General features: G+C 68.3%; 11 protein-coding genes and 1 pseudogene. 9 read left to right on the forward strand and 3 right to left on the reverse strand.

Annotated elements, in window-relative coordinates; genetic code table 11:
• Window positions 1–2 precede the first annotated feature (2 nt).
• Window positions 3–1,256, reverse strand: coding sequence for a tyrosine--tRNA ligase (tyrS, locus tag Q0C57_RS07820; protein WP_296574545.1), 1,254 nt, complete (start codon window positions 1,254–1,256; stop codon window positions 3–5).
• A 98-nt stretch (window positions 1,257–1,354) separates the two neighbouring features.
• On the opposite strand from tyrS, the gene Q0C57_RS07825 reads away from it, so the two are divergent.
• Together Q0C57_RS07825 and Q0C57_RS07830 are read left to right on the forward strand one after the other, a co-directional pair.
• Window positions 1,355–2,446, forward strand: coding sequence for an anhydro-N-acetylmuramic acid kinase (locus tag Q0C57_RS07825; protein ID WP_296574548.1), 1,092 nt, complete (start codon window positions 1,355–1,357; stop codon window positions 2,444–2,446).
• Between the two features lie 42 nt (window positions 2,447–2,488).
• Window positions 2,489–2,806 (forward strand): rhodanese-like domain-containing protein, encoded by a 318-nt coding sequence (locus tag Q0C57_RS07830; protein WP_296574550.1) that lies wholly within the window; start codon window positions 2,489–2,491, stop codon window positions 2,804–2,806.
• Window positions 2,807–2,838: 32 nt separating this feature from the next.
• On the opposite strand, the gene Q0C57_RS07835 is transcribed toward Q0C57_RS07830, so the two are convergent.
• Entirely contained in the window at window positions 2,839–6,201 is a 3,363-nt protein-coding gene (locus Q0C57_RS07835) for a DUF3971 domain-containing protein (protein ID WP_296574553.1), read from the reverse strand.
• 453 nt (window positions 6,202–6,654) lie between these two features.
• Here Q0C57_RS07835 and bcp point away from each other — a divergent pair, with 453 nt between their 5' ends.
• From bcp to Q0C57_RS07850, 3 genes are all read left to right on the forward strand, one after another.
• Entirely contained in the window at window positions 6,655–7,119 is a 465-nt protein-coding gene (gene bcp / locus Q0C57_RS07840; protein ID WP_296574556.1) for a thioredoxin-dependent thiol peroxidase, read from the forward strand.
• Window positions 7,120–7,249: 130 nt separating this feature from the next.
• Window positions 7,250–8,605 carry a M23 family metallopeptidase gene (locus tag Q0C57_RS07845; RefSeq protein WP_296574559.1) on the forward strand — a complete coding sequence of 452 codons (1,356 nt, stop codon included), beginning with the start codon at window positions 7,250–7,252 and terminating at the stop codon, window positions 8,603–8,605.
• Window positions 8,606–8,675: 70 nt separating this feature from the next.
• Window positions 8,676–10,637, forward strand: coding sequence for a hypothetical protein (locus Q0C57_RS07850; RefSeq protein WP_296574562.1), 1,962 nt, complete (start codon window positions 8,676–8,678; stop codon window positions 10,635–10,637).
• Window positions 10,638–10,768: 131 nt separating this feature from the next.
• Here the strand turns inward: Q0C57_RS07850 and Q0C57_RS07855 are convergent, their stop codons facing one another.
• A complete protein-coding gene (locus Q0C57_RS07855) occupies window positions 10,769–11,665 on the reverse strand; it encodes a LysR family transcriptional regulator (RefSeq protein WP_296574565.1) in 897 nt (298 codons plus the stop codon).
• A gap of 293 nt (window positions 11,666–11,958) precedes the next feature.
• Between Q0C57_RS07855 and Q0C57_RS07860 the strand changes: the two genes are divergently transcribed.
• From Q0C57_RS07860 to Q0C57_RS07875, 4 genes and pseudogenes are all read left to right on the forward strand, one after another.
• Window positions 11,959–12,993, forward strand: coding sequence for an MBL fold metallo-hydrolase (locus tag Q0C57_RS07860; protein ID WP_296574568.1), 1,035 nt, complete (start codon window positions 11,959–11,961; stop codon window positions 12,991–12,993).
• A gap of 482 nt (window positions 12,994–13,475) precedes the next feature.
• On the forward strand, window positions 13,476–13,637 hold the full coding sequence (locus Q0C57_RS07865) for a light-harvesting protein (RefSeq protein WP_296574571.1): 162 nt from the start codon (window positions 13,476–13,478) through the stop codon (window positions 13,635–13,637).
• 12 nt (window positions 13,638–13,649) lie between these two features.
• A pseudogene (locus Q0C57_RS07870) lies at window positions 13,650–13,793 on the forward strand (light-harvesting protein); the annotation flags it as partial.
• Window positions 13,794–14,304: 511 nt separating this feature from the next.
• Window positions 14,305–15,702 carry a PucC family protein gene (locus Q0C57_RS07875; RefSeq protein WP_296574574.1) on the forward strand — a complete coding sequence of 466 codons (1,398 nt, stop codon included), beginning with the start codon at window positions 14,305–14,307 and terminating at the stop codon, window positions 15,700–15,702.

Consider the following 15,702-nt stretch of genomic DNA (forward strand, 5'->3'; position numbering starts at 1 on the left):
TCTCACCCTGCCTTCACCAGCACATGTTTCTTGCGGCCGAAGGACAGCTTGGCGACGCCGTCCCTCAGGGCCTTTTCGGTCACCACCGCCTGAGCGTCGGTCACCGTCTCGTCGTTGAGTTTCAGACCACCGCCCTGGACCTGGCGACGGGCCTCGCCGTTGGAGGCGACAAGGCCGGCGCGGACGAACAGGCTGAGGACGCCGATACCGGAGGCGAGTTCGGCGGCCGGGACGGTGACCACCGGCAGGTCGTCGCCGAGCGCGCCCTGTTCAAAGGTCTTCTTCGCCGTCGCGGCGGCGGCCTCGGCGACGTCGCGACCGCGCACCAGCGCGGTGGCTTCCGTCGCCAGCACCTTCTTCGCCTCGTTGATCTCGGCGCCCTGGAGAGCGGCGAGGCGGTCGATCTCGGCCATCGGCAACAACGTGAACAGCTTGAGGAAGCGGGCGACGTCACCGTCCTCGGTGTTCCGCCAGAACTGCCAGTAATCGTAGTTGGACAGCATGTCGGCGTTGAGCCAGACGGCGCCCGCCGCCGTCTTGCCCATCTTGGCACCGGACGACGTGGTCAGCAGCGGGCAGGTCAGGGCATAGAGCTGGTGGGTGCCCATGCGGCGGCCGAGATCGACGCCGGTGACGATATTGCCCCACTGGTCGGATCCGCCCATCTGCAGGTTGGTGCCGTAGCGGCGGGCCAGTTCGACGAAATCGTAGGACTGGAGGATCATGTAGTTAAATTCGATGAAGGAGAGTTCCTGCTCGCGCTCCAGCCGCATGCGCACGGAGTCCATCGTCATCATGCGGTTCACCGAAAAATGCCGGCCGATATCGCGCAGCATCTCGATGTAGTTGAGCCTCGTCAGCCACTCCGCATTGTCAGGCATGATGGCGTCAGTCTTGCCCTCGCCGAAGGTCAGCAGCTTCGCGAACACGCCCTTCAGCGCGTCCTTGTTGGCGTTGATGTCGTCGATGGAGAGGATCTTGCGCGTCTCGTCGCGGCCGGAGGGGTCGCCGACGCGGGTCGTGCCGCCCCCCATGAGCGTGATCGGCTTGCCGGCGCCGGTGGCCTGCATCCAGTGCAGCATCATGATCGACAGCAGATGCCCGACATGGAGCGAGGGCGCCGTGCAGTCATAGCCCACATAGGCGACGACACCCCCCTTGGCCGCCAGGGCGTCGAGACCCTGCATGTCGGAACACTGGTGGATGAACCCGCGCTCGGTGAGGATGCGCAGGAAGTCGGAGCTGGGGGCGGTCATGATCTTTCCAACGAGAGCTGAGGCCGGGACTTAACCCCGGAGGAGGCGCGGTGTAGCAGAGGCGGGGATCAATTTCACCCTTCGAATCGGCGGGACTCATGCGCGCCATCGGCCTGATGTCGGGAACCTCCATGGACGGCGTCGACGTGGCGCTGGTCGAGACCGACGGCGAGACCATCGGCGGCTTCGGCCCGACCGGCTACCGCGCCTATAGCGAGGACGAACGCGCTATCCTGCGCGCCGCCCTGAAGGAGGGCGCGCAGATCACCGATCGCACGACCCGTACACCCCTCCTCGCCCGGGCCGAGGCCCTCGTCACCCGCGCCCATGCCGAAGCGGTCGAACTGTTCCTGGAGACGAACGGACTCGCGCGCGGAGACATCGGCGTGGTCGGTTTTCACGGCCAGACCGTGCTGCACCGCCCGGCGATCGGGCTGACCGTGCAGATCGGCGACGGGGTGGCGCTGCGCCAGCGACTCGGCATTCCCGTCGTCTACGATCTCCGCCAGGCCGACGTCGCGGCCGGCGGCCAGGGCGCACCGCTCGTGCCGGTCTTCCACCGGGCTCTCGCCGCACAGGCCGCCCTCCCCCGCCCGCTGGCGGTGGTCAATATCGGCGGCGTCGCCAATGTCACACTGATTGCTGCGGACGAGGCGCTGCTCGCCTTCGATACCGGGCCGGGCAATGCGCTGGTCGACGACTGGATGGGCGAGCGGACCGGCGCGCGCATGGATGCCGGCGGCGGCGCTGCGGCGCGCGGGCGGGCCGACGAGGCCCTGCTCGCCTGGCTCCTGGTCCATCCCTTCTTCGCGAAGCCGCCACCGAAGTCCCTCGACCGCAACGCATTCTCCTTCTCGATTGTCGGCAATGTCGCGACCGAGGACGGGGCGGCGTCGCTGACCGCCTTCACTGCGCGTTCGATCGCCCGCGCCGCCGATTTCGTGCCCGATCCGCCGGTGCTGTGGGTCGTCTGCGGCGGCGGCGCCAGGAACCCGGAGCTGCTGCGGCTTCTCGCCCATGCCACCGGCGCGGAAGTGCGCACCGGCGAGGATGTCGGCTGGTCGTCGGATTTCCTCGAGGCACAGGCCTTCGCCTTCCTCGCAGTGCGGTCGATGATGGGCTTGCCGCTGACCTATCCCTCGACCACGGGGGTCACGGCGCCCGTCACTGGCGGGATCGTCCTCGCCTAGGCCATACTGAGATCCCCTGACTCACCCGAGCCGAGACCTGCCATGCCTGTCCAAGATCTCTCCACCGACGACGTCGCCCGCGGACTCTCCGCCGATTCGATCCTGCTGATTGACGTGCGCGAGCCGCACGAATTCCAGATGGCGCATATTCCGGGGTCGCTGAACCTGCCGCTCTCCAGCTTCGATCCGCGCGCCATTCCCAACCCGGACGGCAAGCGCGTCGTGTTCATGTGTGCGGCCGGCATGCGCTCGCTCCAGGCGTCGGAGATCGCGCAGACTTCCGGCAAGCCTTACGACGCGCATCTGGCCGGCGGCATCAAGGGCTGGGTGATGGACGGGCAGGATATCGTGCGCGGCTGATCTGGCGCCCTGCCTCCCGGGTGCCCGGCCCGTCAGCGCTGGGCGGCGTCGCCCGGCATGGGCGGAGGGGTGGACGAGGCGCCGCGGAATTCGAACATCTTGCGCAGGAAGCCCGGCGTCACCGCCGACAGGGGATTGATGGTCAGGCGCGGCGCGCTGACCGCGCCGGCGATCTGGTAGGTGATGCCGAAAACGCCCTCGTCGGGCGCCCCACCGAGGAAGAAGCCGAGCACGGGGATGCGCGCGAAGATATTGTTCAGCGCATAGGCCGGCACATAGGTTCCGCGCAGCATCAGGCGGTCCCGGCCCGGATCGAACTCGCCCTCGACCGTAGCACCGATCGCCGCGCCCCAGAGCAGGCCGTCGGACACGGTCACCTTGCTGGCCGCGCGGGCGAAATTGGCGCGCAGGCGCGAGAAGGCGAAGGCGTCGTTCTGCTGCTGGCGCGGCGCATTGGGCCCGGTGCCGGCGGCCGCCACCATGCCGGAAATGGCCTGGTCGCCGCGGATTCGGAAGTCGGTGATCTCGACACTTCCCTCGCGGATGGTCCCGTTGGGCTGCGGCGGGGTCATGATCAGCGCCAGGGTGCCGCCCTGGAGCGCGCGGTAGATGTCGAGGAACCGCAGCAATGCGCCGGCATCGCCGGAACTGACTGCCAGCCGCTGCGCGTTGCCCTGGCCGCGCTGCTCGATGGCAAAGGGCGCATCGCGGCCGACGCGCCCCGATGCGCTGAGCGAGCGGATCGTCTGGCCCTGGCGGACCATGCGCATCTCAAACTGCCGGATCACCTCGCCGTTGCCGCCGACCACGGCATTGGCCTTGAAGTCGATATCGACTTCGGTGGCCGCGGTGGCGGGCGCCAGGGCACCGGGACGCGCCGGCTCGGACAGGGACTTGATCAGGTGGCGGGCATCGATCATCTCGCCGCGACCGATGACGCGGTGGCCGCTGCCGGCGCGCTCGATGCGGATGTTGACCCTGTCGCCGTCTGACAGGTTATAGGCCGGGAACACCCCGGCGATGAGGCCGCCCTTGTCGTCGAAGGTGGCGGAGCCGCGCACGAGCACGCCGCGGCTCTCCACGACGAGGTCCTCCAGCTTCCAGCCGTCGTCGCCCTCGACCGCGACGAAGCGCGCCTTGGCCGGCTGCCCCCGCGGCTTGCTCCAGCCGGGGAGAAGGTCGGCGAGGGTCGCGGGGCCGAGGTCGACCTCGACATTGTAGCGGCCGGAATCCTCGCCCACCGTCATCACCCTGACCGGGGTGGGGCCGACGATCCGCGGTCCGATATTGAGCCCGAGGCGTGAGCGGCCGCGATCATCCAGCGTCGCCGTCAGCCGGATCTCGGGCTTTGCATCGGGGCGGGGCTTGCGGTATTCGAAGTTGGCCTGGGCACCGCCAAGAACGCCCTGTCCGCGCATGGTGAGGCTGCGCGGAGTCGTCTGGACCTTGAAGGCGGCCCGCTCGACACGCATCTCGCCGAACGCATTATCGGCCGAAAAGCCGGTGAAATCGGCATCGACGGCATAGTCGATCAGGTTAGCCTGGAAAGTGTCGGTCAGAGGAACGTTGACCGTGACCTGCGCCGTCACCATACCCTCCACCTTGCCGGTGGGGAGCGTCGGGCCAGTGGCTGCGCCCTTGAAGGCCTGCTCACCGAGCAGCGCGAAGGCGGCGGAAGCCGAGCCCTGGAGGCGGAACTTGGTCACCGATTGCAGTGGCTGTATCCGGTGGTCGAGAATCTCGAACGTCCCCTGGGTGAGGATCAGCCTCTGGCCCACCGCGGGCTCGACGCTGCCGCGCTCCACGGTGAGGCTCGCCATCTGGCCGTCGACATCGAGATCGAGATCGGCATCCTTCAGCGGCGACATGCCTGGCATGACCCGCAGGGACGTCCCACGCAGTTTGGAGCGCACCGACAGCGCATCCTTTTCCAGCACCCAGTGCTTGCTCGCCAGCAGCCCGGCCGGAATCGCCATGCGGATGGCGGTGTCATCGGTGGTGCCGCCGCGCATGTTGTCGGCGACCCAGTCTCGGGCATGGGGGTTGGAGGCGCGCGGCCAGAGCGACAGGGCGGTTGCCAGCGGCATCCGCCCGGCGGTCACGTCGAGTTCGACGGCGGGCGATCCTTCGGCGAAGGTCAGCTTGCCGGCAATGCGCGCCAGCGTCTCGGCGCCCTGGTCGACCGTCATGCCGCCGAGAGCGAGCGTGCGGGTCGCCGGTTCGAAGACGAAACGGGCCCCGCTGACATTGATCGGCACCGGCGGCTCATGCGGATTGAGCACGGAGGTGACAGCCCGAAGGGCCTTCAGCTCGACGACGAAAGGCTCACCGCTGCGGGCCGGCGGGATCACCACACCATTGAGGGAGGCCCTGTTGTCGCCGGCGACGACCTCGACCCGATCGACGACGAGCCCCGGCGCAAGGGTGTCCCAGTGAACGTCGGCGGCGACGCTGTCGATGGCGACGCGCAGGGCTTCGTCGTTGACGTCGCCGACCTTGCCGGCGCCCATGGTGACGCGGCCGTTAAAGGCGACGGGGTCGCCGTCGTCGCCGACCGTCGCCCGCAGGGTGCCGGAAATCGGCGTATCGGCGAAGACGACCTGGGGCCCCTGCAGGGCCAGCGACAGGTCGCGCGGAGCCATGTCGCGCATCGACAGGTCGATGACCCGGCGACCCGCGGCGTCACGCGGCGTGACGATGGCGGTGGAGGTCCAGCGGGCGCCCGAGCCCGACGCGTCAAGTTCGATCGACAGGCCGCCGGTGGTCGGGACGGTGAGGTCGAGATCGATGCCGGCGAAGACGAAACGCTTGCCGGACCGCACGTCGTCGACGATGACCGTGCCATTGCGCAGGCCGAAGCCGGCGAGGCGATGGCCGTCGAGCCCGGACTTCTCGATCAGGTCGAGCCAGATTCCGAGGCGCCGGAACGGCGACATTTCCGGCTCGGGCAAGGTCGAGTTCACTTCGGCGGCGGGGGGCGTTCCGCTGGCAGGCGGTTCGGTGACGCGGCCCTCTTCGGGAATCGGGGTGCGGAATCGCCCGGCGGCGAGAGCGATCTGGCCGTCCTCGCCGACCTTGAGGGCCACGGAGGCGCCGACGAGATCGATCCGGCGGATGGAGGGGCGACCGAGGATCGGTAGCGAATCGAGCCCGAGCGCGACACGCGGCATGGATGCGACGCGCCGGCCATCGCCGTCATGGACGACGACGTCGCGGGCCTCGATCTCGACATTGCCGCTGCCGTCGCGGACGATCACCGCGGCGCCGATGGTCACCGTTCGGCCGTCCCCGAGCTGGTCGGACAGCGACCGCGCGATCCACGGCGTCACCATGTCGAGGCCCATGCCGCCGCGCTGGATCTGCCAGGCAAGGAAGAGCAGGGGACAGATGATCAAGAGGAAAAGGCCGGCGATCGCCCCCGTGCAAACCCGGCGGCGGGTCGACCAACAGGACGGCGCACCACCGAAAACGCGCTTCAGGAAGGCCGGCACGCGCCGGTTGGCCCACCAGCCGGCAAATGCCCGCGCCGACCCGCGGCCCCATCCGCGCGCGCGGGGGGCGATCAAGGTCGTGTCGCACGGAGCCCGGCCCTGGTCGGGGCGCCAATCCATTCCGTCTCCATCTCTCGCCCGGGCCTCGTCGGCCCGGGGCCATCATGCGACACGGCGCATTCGGACACTTTTGCCTGATCCGGCTTAACCGAATGTTAGGCACGGTTCCATGGGGGCGGCGGTGCCATCCACGCCCCGTTCGAACATCGCCGCAGCGGGGCCGAGCGAAAATCCAATGATCTTGCGCAAGCGTAGACACAAACCCCTAATGGGCAAAACCGACGAAAGGATGGCGCGATGGGGCTGAATGTGGGGGACAAGGCACCGAACTTCTCGGTGGCGGGGGACCGGGGCGGCATCGTCGATCTCGCTGCCCTGAAGGGTCGCAAGGTGGTGCTGTACTTCTATCCGAAGGCCGACACGCCAGGCTGCACGCAGGAGGCGAAGGACTTCACCGCGCTGAGGGCGGCGTTTGAGGCGGCCGGCACGACCGTCATCGGCATGTCCCGCGACCCGGCCAAGGCACTCGACAAGTTCCAGGCCAAACACGGCCTCGGCGTGGCACTCGGCTCCGACGAGGACGGGCAGGTCGTGGAAGCCTATGGCGTTTGGGTCGAGAAGAGCATGTACGGCAAATCCTATATGGGCATCGAGCGCGCCACTTTCCTGATCGATGCGGAGGGCAAGATCGCCCGCATCTGGCCGAAGGTGAAGGTGAAGGACCACGCGGCGGAGGTACTGGCGGCGGCGCAGGCGCTCTGAGCGGCGGCGCAGGCGCTCTTAGCGGCAGCTCAGGCCCCTCACCTTACGGAAAGAACCGCTTACAGGGCACGGTTCGTTAACCTTAATGCGCGGTAATGCGGCGTCTCGTTCGCGTAGGGATGGACGCCGGATGCCGCAGCAGCCCAGCCAGCGATACAATCGCGCCCAGCTCGCCCAGGAAGCCAATCTGAGGGCTCAGGTTCCCACCGGAGCCCTCACACTCGCCTGGCGCGGCCGCGCCGGGACCCGCACCCTGTCGCTATCCTTCGCGCTGAGCGGGATCCTGCTCGTGGTGGCCCTCGCTCTCTGTTTGTGGGGCGTGGCGGTCACCAGCTATCTCGCCTTCAAGGATGACATCATCGGCGGCATGATGAGCCGGCAGGCGGCCCTGCAGCACGCCTATGAGGACCGGATCCGCGACTTGCGCGCCCAGGTCGACCGATTGACGAGCCGCCAGATGGTCGACCAGACCGAACTCGAGCGGCGCGTCGATCAGGTCGCACGCCGTCAGGCCCTGCTTGAGACGCGGCAGGCCATCGTCACATCGCTGAAGGAATCGGTCGGCGCGCCGCTCCCGCCGAACCGGATGGGCGCAGTCCTGCCGGGCCGCAGTGCGGCGGCATCGCCCACCCCGCGGCCAGCAGTCGCCGCCGATACGGTACGCCTGACCCCGCCGGCGGAGCGCCAGTCGCGGCTCGAATCACGCGCCGTGGTCGCCGCCTTGCCCGACACCCCTGTCAGCTTCGCCGGGGAACCCTCTCATCACGACGTGGTCGCCCGGGTCGAGCGCTCGCTGGACCTCGTCGAGCAGAGCCAGCACGGGCTGCTCCAGGGCCTTGAGACACGCACCGAGCGGCGTGCCAAGCGCATTCGCGCCATGCTCGCCGAACTCGGGCTTGCCGAAACGCGCCTCGCGCCGGTCGCCCGCGGCGGTTCGACGGCGGGCACGGGCGGCCCGCTCATTCCCCTGCCCGCGCCGACGCCGGATGCATCGCCCTTCGAGAAGCAGGTGTTCCGGCTGCAGACGGTCATCCGCGACCACGACAGGCTGAACCGTCTGGTCGCCAGCATCCCGATCGCCCGTCCCCATTCCGGCGAACTCGAACTGTCGTCGGGCTTCGGTGCGCGGCTCGATCCGTTCCTGCGGACCTGGGCCATGCATTCGGGGATCGACTTTCGCGGCGCCACCGGCGAGCCCGTCTTCGCCTCCGGCAGCGGCCGGGTGAGCCATGCCGCCGCCCTCGGCGGCTATGGCCTGCTCGTCGAGATCGACCACGGCAACGGCATCACCACCCGCTACGCCCATCTGTCCCGCATCGAGGTGAAGGAAGGCGACCTGGTCGGCGTCGGCCAGCGTGTCGGGCGCATCGGCTCGACCGGCCGGTCGACGGGCCCGCACCTGCATTACGAGACCCGGGTCAACGGCGAGGCCGTCGACCCCATGCGCTTCGTGCGCGCCGGCTTGAGGCTCGCCTCCGCCGACTGACCTGGCCCGGCGCGGCCTGGACGTGCATGCCATCGTCGTTCCCCGCGCGGGACAATTCGGGAGAGGATCCGTGACGGACCTGTTTCTGGCCTATCGGCGATCGGACAAAAGCCACGTCGACATCGTCCGGCAGGCGCTGGCCGAACTCGGAATCACCCTCCAGCCGGACATGGAGCCCAAGGGCCGAGGTGCGGCCAAGGCCCTGCGCGAGGCGGCGGCCGGTGCGCGCGCCCTTCTTGCCCTCTGGCCGGCCGAAATCCTCGACCCCACGGAGAATCATGCCGGCCTCTATAGCCTCGCCCGTACGGCCCACGAGGGCGGACGGCTCGCGGTGGCGCGGCTCAGTCCGCTGGCGACGGAGAGGCTGGAACCGCCGTTCGACTCCCTCCCGACGCCGGACCTGTCGGGCTGGCTCGCCGCCTCCGAGGCCAGGGATCCCGCCTGGCAGTCGCTGCTGGTGGCGCTGGGCGAAAAACTCGGGCGGCCGGGGCTTTCCGACCTCGCCCTGGCGATCGCCGCAGACCGCGAGGCCGACGGCGAGCCGGCCCAGATGGCCTTCGCCCGCCGCCATCCGAACGACCCGGCGACGCCAGCGATCTGGGCCCGTTTCGAGGGCACCGAGCGCGCGCGTTTCGCTGTCGCGTTCCGCAAGGTCCATAGCGTCCTGCAGGAACGCAACACGGTGGCACAGGACCGGCTGAAGGCACAGTTGGAGGCCTTCGCCGCCTATCTCAGGGCAGTGCGCACGGATCCGCAGGCGATTCCGCCCGACCCGCGCGAGGCGATGGTGGACGGCGTCGCGGCGCTGCGCGACAGCGTCGCGCGCCTGTCCGGAGAGAACGAGCGCTTGCGGACCGCGCTCGACCGAGCCGCGGCCGCACCGCCGCCTGTACCGGCCAATGGCAATCTCCCGCTCAGGTGGATCGGCATTTCTGCCGCCGCCTTTCTCGTCGGCAGCATGGCGGCGGTCGGCGTGACCGAATTCGCCGGCCCCCTGCGCGGCGATGCCCATCCGCGGATCGCGGCCCTCGCGAAGGCTGCAGGCGAGAAGGCGCAGGTCGCCTCGAGTGCCGCTGCGGAACTCGCCCGGCTGCGCGAGCAGTCACGAACGGCAGCCCGCCGCGCCGAAACGGCGGAAGCCAACCTGCGCATCGCCCGCACCCAGCTTGCCCACAGCCAGACGGAGTTGATCCAGCGGCAGACCCAGGCGGCCGAGGCGACGGGACAGGCACGGCGCAGCCAGACCGACCTGCAGGCCGCCCAGGCTGCCATCACCGTCGCCGAAAGGAAGGCGCAGGAGGCCACCGCCCGCGTCGCCAGCCTGGAGACCGAGGTGCAGTCGCTGCGCCAGATCGCGACCGCTGCAGCCGACAATGCCGTCACCACCGGCTCGGTCCGGCCGCGGCCGGCACCCGAGGCCGCGACACCAGCCCCGGCTGCCGAGACCCAGGCTGCGCCACAGGTCGCGCCGATGCCGCAGCCGCGCCCCGAAGGCGATGTCACCGGCTCGGTTCCGCAAGACCCGCCGGCCGGGGTCGACGGGCCCTACCGTCACCGGCGGGACCGCTGGTCCTTCGCCATTCCCAAGGACTTCCGGCTCGACAGCGACAACGACCTGCCGGGACCAATCAATTCGGTGCTGGTCCACGAGCATAACCGCGATGCCGTGGTTGTGGTCAGTGCCAACCACGCGCGCGGCGCCTGCACGGCACAGGCCTGGTACTGGGACACGATCATCGAAGGCGCGCGTCCCCGCCGCGGTGAGGTGATGAGCGATGCTGGCCTGCCGCCAGGCGACGGCGGCTTCCGCGGGTTCTCGGTCCGCGGGCGCGGCGTGCTGCAGGGCGACCGCTTCCGCACCGATCTCGACTATTACGACCTGGTGGCGCAGAAGCGAAACGAGCCCGGCGTCGTCTATCTGGTCCAGGCCCGCTTCCCGCGCGCCATGGCGAGCGAGATGATCCGCGCAGTCAACACCATGTGGCGGGATTTCGAAGTGACCGGGCCGCGGGCCTATCCGACGCGTTGCTGAGGCGGCCCAGATAGCGGGACAACAAAAGGCCGCCCCGAGGGCGGCCTTTCCGTTGCGCGGCGAAAGGAGAAGCCGCGATCCATACCGCCTTCTCGCGAGATCTACTCCGGACGCTGCCCGGGATCACGGGGTCAGGGCGCCGTCTGGAATACTCTGCGCGCCAGGAAGCCGATGAAGGCGTCGGCCGCCGAGTTGCGCTCGCGGCCGGGGACCTCGATTGCCCAGGCTGCCAATTCGCGCGTCCTGTAGCCGCGCAGCAGCGGCACCAGCCGCCCGGCTTTCAGGTCGTCCTCGACGACGAAGCGCGGCTGCTGGATGATTCCGAGGCCGGCGAGGGCCGCCGCGAGAAGCGCATCGCCATTGTTGCTGGTGAGTCGCCCGGTGACGCGAACCCGCTGCTCGGCGCCGCCCGGTCCCCGGAACACCCAGCCGCGCCCCGGACTGGCATAGGCATAGAGCAGGCAATCATGGGTCATGAGATCGGTCGGCCGCTTCGGCGCGCCGTGGCGGTCGATATAGGCTGGCGTGGCACAGAGCACGGTCTCGATGAGCCCCAGCCGGGTCGCGGCGAACTCCGCAGCCGGCTGGTCACCGATCCTGACGGCGATGTCGAAGCCCTCATCGATCAGGTGCACCTGCCGGTCGAGGAGGACGACATCGACGCGCAGCCGTTGATGGGTCGCCATCAGTTCCGGCAGCCGCGGGACGATCTGGCGCCATCCGAAGGAGACGGGAACGCTCACCCGCAGCGTGCCGGCGACCTCTCGGGTGTCGTCGCCCGGCCGGACAAGGAGGTCGCGATAATGGTCGAGCACGGCGCGGGCGGTGTCCCGTACCCTCGCGCCGGCTTCGGTGAGGATCTGGCTGCGCGTGGTTCGGATCAGCAGCGGTTCGCCGATCCGTTCCTCCAGAGCGCGGATCAGGCGGCTGACCGCCATCCGGCTCAGGCCCAGTGAGGTTGCGGCCGCGGCCTGGCTGCCCAGTTCGATGGTGGCTGCGAAAGCCTCCAGTTCGGCGAAGCGGTCCATGGGTTATTGTAACTACAATGATATAATTTGCTCAAGATTTAGTTTATTGTAACGAATTCCGATCATTGCGATAGATGGAGCCTCACCAAAGGCACGACGCCATGACTACTCAGACCCCCTTTCCGTCACCGATCGCCGCCGGGCTCTGACCGGTTTGCTGGCGACCCCGCTGCTGATGACAACGGCCGGCGTGAAGGGCGTCTACCTCGTTCAGCCCTGATCGCCGCTGCTGATGCTGCGGCAGTTCGAGCGCGGCGGCGGCCCGCCATTTCCCTCACACTCCAAGGTGTCACATGCGCCTGTTCAAACTGCCCAGCAGTGCTTTTCGCGCAGAACCTGTCTCGCCGTCGCGGCGAAGCTTCCTGGCCACGGCCTGTGCCTGCTGCGCGGTCTGGGCTCTGGACCCGTCCCCGGCCCTGGCGCAGTCGCCGGAGGTCCAGCGCCATATTGCCGCTGCGCGCGAGGCAGCCGGCACCGACCTTCTGTCCTATTTCGGCCTCAGCCAAATTGCCGCGCCGACACCCGGACTGCGGCAGGTATCCCCGGACGAACTGATGCGCATGCCGACACCGCCTCCGGGCCGGGCCTTCGACAATCTGTTTTTCGTCGGCAATCGCTGGGTCAGCGCCTGGGCGCTCGTGACGTCGGACGGCATCATCCTGATCGATGCCATGGACAATGACGACGAGGCCGAACACATCATCGATGCCGGCATGCGCAAGCTCGGCCTCGACCCCAGAGCGATCAAGATGGTTGTCGTCACCCATGGCCACGGCGACCATTATGGCGGCGTCGGCTATCTCAAGCGGCAGTACAATCCCCGGATCATCGCCAGCACGCTCGACTGGACGATGATGGAGACCGCGCTGGAATTCGACCGGCCGGACTGGGGACGCCCGCCGCAACGGGATGTCGCGGTCGACGACGGTGCCGTGCTGCGCCTCGGCGACACCACCGTCGATGTGCTGCTGACGCCTGGCCATACGATGGGAACGATCTCGCTGCTGTTCAACGCCAGAAGCGGCGGGACAACCCATCGGGTCATGCTCTGGGGTGGCACGGCGTTCAATTTCGGCCGCCGGAGCGATCGCCTGACCCGGATCAATGCCTATATCGACGGAACAGAGCGGGCGCGGGAGATCGCGGTGCGCCAGAATGTCGACGTTTTCATCTCCAACCACAATATCTACGACCGGGCGGTCGAGAAGCTGGAGACCATGGGCCGTGGCGGCCCGAATCCTTTCGTCCTCGGCTCGGCCACCACCGTCCGCGCCCTGACGGTCATGAACGAATGCGCCAAGGCGACCCGCGTGGTCTGGTCGAGCTGACGGCGATCCCGGCGTCCGGCTGCCAGTCGGACGCCCCTGACAGAACGGCCGATCGGGACGGTGATCCGGCGATGCCGGACCCGGCGGGCGGCCTGCTCGCTCTGCCCATTCCCCAATCGGTTTTCCGGCCATCGCTTTCAGGCGCGCCTGCCGCCGTCAAGGCTGTGCAGCCTGTGCACGTCCCCGCCCGCGATCGTCCTTGACAGCCTTTTGTAAAAATAATATTACGCTACTAAATGTCACATTAAATTGACAATCGGCCCCCAATGGGGAGCTCGGCGAAGAGCCTGCCGGTGCTGTCAACCGCATTCTCTCCAATCGACCGGCCACGCCGTTCCGGTGGGTCGCCCGCTCGAAGGATCGACATTCGGTGCATTTGCACCGGCAGGGACTGCGCGCTGGCTGACTGCGGCGCGCAGGAGGCACGTGGATATGCGGGTCTCACAACGGGAGCGGTCTTGTCTCACTGAGGGAGAAAGCAAGTGGACAGTTTAGACGATCCAAACAGGGTCTGGCCAACGGGTCTGACCATCAAGGAGTCGGAGGCGCTGCACAGGCACGTCATCGACGGGGCGCGCGTCTTCTTTGCGATTTCGCTTTTCGCGCACATTCTTGTCTATATCTACTCCCCCTGGCTCAAGTGACGGGGACCTCCGATGAACAACGGTAGAATATGGTGCGTGGTCAATCCCACTGTCGGATTGCCGCTCTTCCTCGGCAGCGTCGCGCTGATTTCCTTCACGGTGCACTTCGCCGTGCTGAACAACACGACCTGGGTGGCCGACTTCTTCAAGGGCAAGTCGCGGACGACGGCACGCGCCGACACCGCGCCGATTGTTCCGGTCGCCTTGCGTGCCGACGGCAACACCACGGTCGTCCTCAACATCGCTCCGACCGGCAACAGCGATGCCACCCGGCAGGTCATTGTGACGGTGACGCCGCAAGGGACGGCCAGCGTGGTGGACAGCCCGCCACGCGCAACCGCCAGCGCGACGGAAGGCTCGACCCGTGTGGTGGACAGTCCACCTGGGCGAATAGCCTTCGCCACACGAGAATGATGGCGCGCTCTGCCTTGAATGGGCGGTGACGAACAAGGCAGTCGTATGGTCCCGATCCGGACCTTGGATCCGGCTCTGGGGTCATGCGACTGCTCCCGCCAGACTTCGCGGCGCGGCCGGATCTGGTTGCGCCGGTCTCCTGTCAGGCCCTGCCTTGCCTCGCAAAGGCGCCCGGCCACCGTGCGATGCGGAACCGAAGGCAGGGCGTTTCGACGGTCCAAGCGGTTCACGACGCGATGAGCGGTGCGAGGCGATGAATTCGATCAGCCAGAGAGCGATGAGGGCTTGGGTCGGGCTCGGGCCGCGCTTCCTGCCCTTTGCGGATGCCGCCTCTGCCGGGGTGCCGCTGTCGCGCCTGCTGCGCCTGTCGCTGGTTCAGGTCTCCGTCGGCATGTCGCTGGTGCTGATGGTCGGCACACTGAACCGCGTCATGATCGTCGAGCTCGGCATCTCAGCCGCCCTTGTCGCAACCATGATCGCGCTGCCTGTGCTGTTCGCGCCGTTCCGGGTCTTGATCGGCCAGAGTTCAGACACCCATGTGTCGGTGCTCGGCTGGAAGCGGGTACCCTTCCTGTTCAACGGCACGATGGTGCAGTTCGGCGGGCTGGCCCTCATGCCCTTCGCGCTGCTCGTGCTGTCGGGCGGCGGTGCGGCCAAGGACTATCCGGTCTGGATCGGGCAGGCCGCCGCGGCCCTGTCGTTCCTGCTGGTCGGAGCCGGTGTCCATACCACGCAGACTGTGGCTCTGGCGCTTGCCACCGACCTGACCCGCGATGACCGCCGGCCAAAGGTGGTCGGGCTCATGTATGTGATGCTGCTGGTCGGAACCATCGCCAGCGCGCTCACCTTCGGCTATTTGCTAGAGGAGTTCACGCCGGGCCGGCTGATCCAGGTGATCCAGGGCACTGCCGTGGTGACGATCGTGCTGAATGGCATCGCGCTGTGGAAGCAGGAGGGCCTGAAGCGCATGACGGCCGCCGAACTGGCCGCTCCGCAACCGCGCTTCCGCCACTCGTTTGGACGCTACATGCAGGGCAAGGCGGCGCGACGCCGGCTGGTTGCCGTCGGCCTGGGCACGATGGCCTTCGGCATGCAGGACGTGCTGCTCGAGCCCTATGGCGGCGAGATTCTCGGGCTCTCGGTCGCCGACACCACCAAGCTGACCGCCGCCTTGGCGGGGGGCGGGCTGATCGGCTTCGCCGCGGCCTCGCATGTGCTGAGCCGCGGCGCCGACGCCTTCGCGATTGCGGGGCTCGGCACGCTCGTCGGCATCCTCGGCTTTGCCGGGGTGATCGCCGCGGCCCCGGCAGGCTCCCCCATGCTCTTTGCCGCGGGCGTCATCGTCATCGGTGCCGGCGGCGGCCTGTTCGGGCATGGCACTCTGACCGCCGCGATGAACCATGCGCCGGAGGGCCAGGCCGGGCTGGCGCTCGGCGCCTGGGGCGCCATCCAGGCCACCGCGGCCGGGCTTGGCATCGCCCTCGGTGGCATTCTGCGCGACGTGGCCATGTCGATGGGAGCGCTGGAAGGCCTTGGCGCGGCACGGGGCTATATGATCGTCTATGCAACGGAAATCGTTCTGCTCCTCGCAACCTTCGCAGCGATGTCCTCGCTGTTTCGGCGCGCCGGGAACCAGAGCAGCAGAGGCTAG

Source organism: Phreatobacter sp., from assembly GCF_022843985.1.
Taxonomy (GTDB): domain Bacteria; phylum Pseudomonadota; class Alphaproteobacteria; order Rhizobiales; family Phreatobacteraceae; genus Phreatobacter.

Excerpts from the sequence above, each read along its gene's own strand:
- Q0C57_RS07845 (WP_296574559.1), top strand. The coding sequence starts at position 7,250 with ATGCCGCAGCAGCCCAGCCAGCGATACAATCGCGCCCAGCTCGCCCAG.
- Q0C57_RS07860 (WP_296574568.1), top strand. The coding sequence starts at position 11,959 with ATGCGCCTGTTCAAACTGCCCAGCAGTGCTTTTCGCGCAGAACCTGTC.
- Q0C57_RS07830 (WP_296574550.1), top strand. The coding sequence starts at position 2,489 with ATGCCTGTCCAAGATCTCTCCACCGACGACGTCGCCCGCGGACTCTCC.
- Q0C57_RS07855 (WP_296574565.1), bottom strand. The coding sequence starts at position 11,665 with ATGGACCGCTTCGCCGAACTGGAGGCTTTCGCAGCCACCATCGAACTG.
- bcp (WP_296574556.1), top strand. The coding sequence starts at position 6,655 with ATGGGGCTGAATGTGGGGGACAAGGCACCGAACTTCTCGGTGGCGGGG.
- Q0C57_RS07875 (WP_296574574.1), top strand. The coding sequence starts at position 14,305 with ATGAATTCGATCAGCCAGAGAGCGATGAGGGCTTGGGTCGGGCTCGGG.
- tyrS (WP_296574545.1), bottom strand. The coding sequence starts at position 1,256 with ATGACCGCCCCCAGCTCCGACTTCCTGCGCATCCTCACCGAGCGCGGG.
- Q0C57_RS07825 (WP_296574548.1), top strand. The coding sequence starts at position 1,355 with ATGCGCGCCATCGGCCTGATGTCGGGAACCTCCATGGACGGCGTCGAC.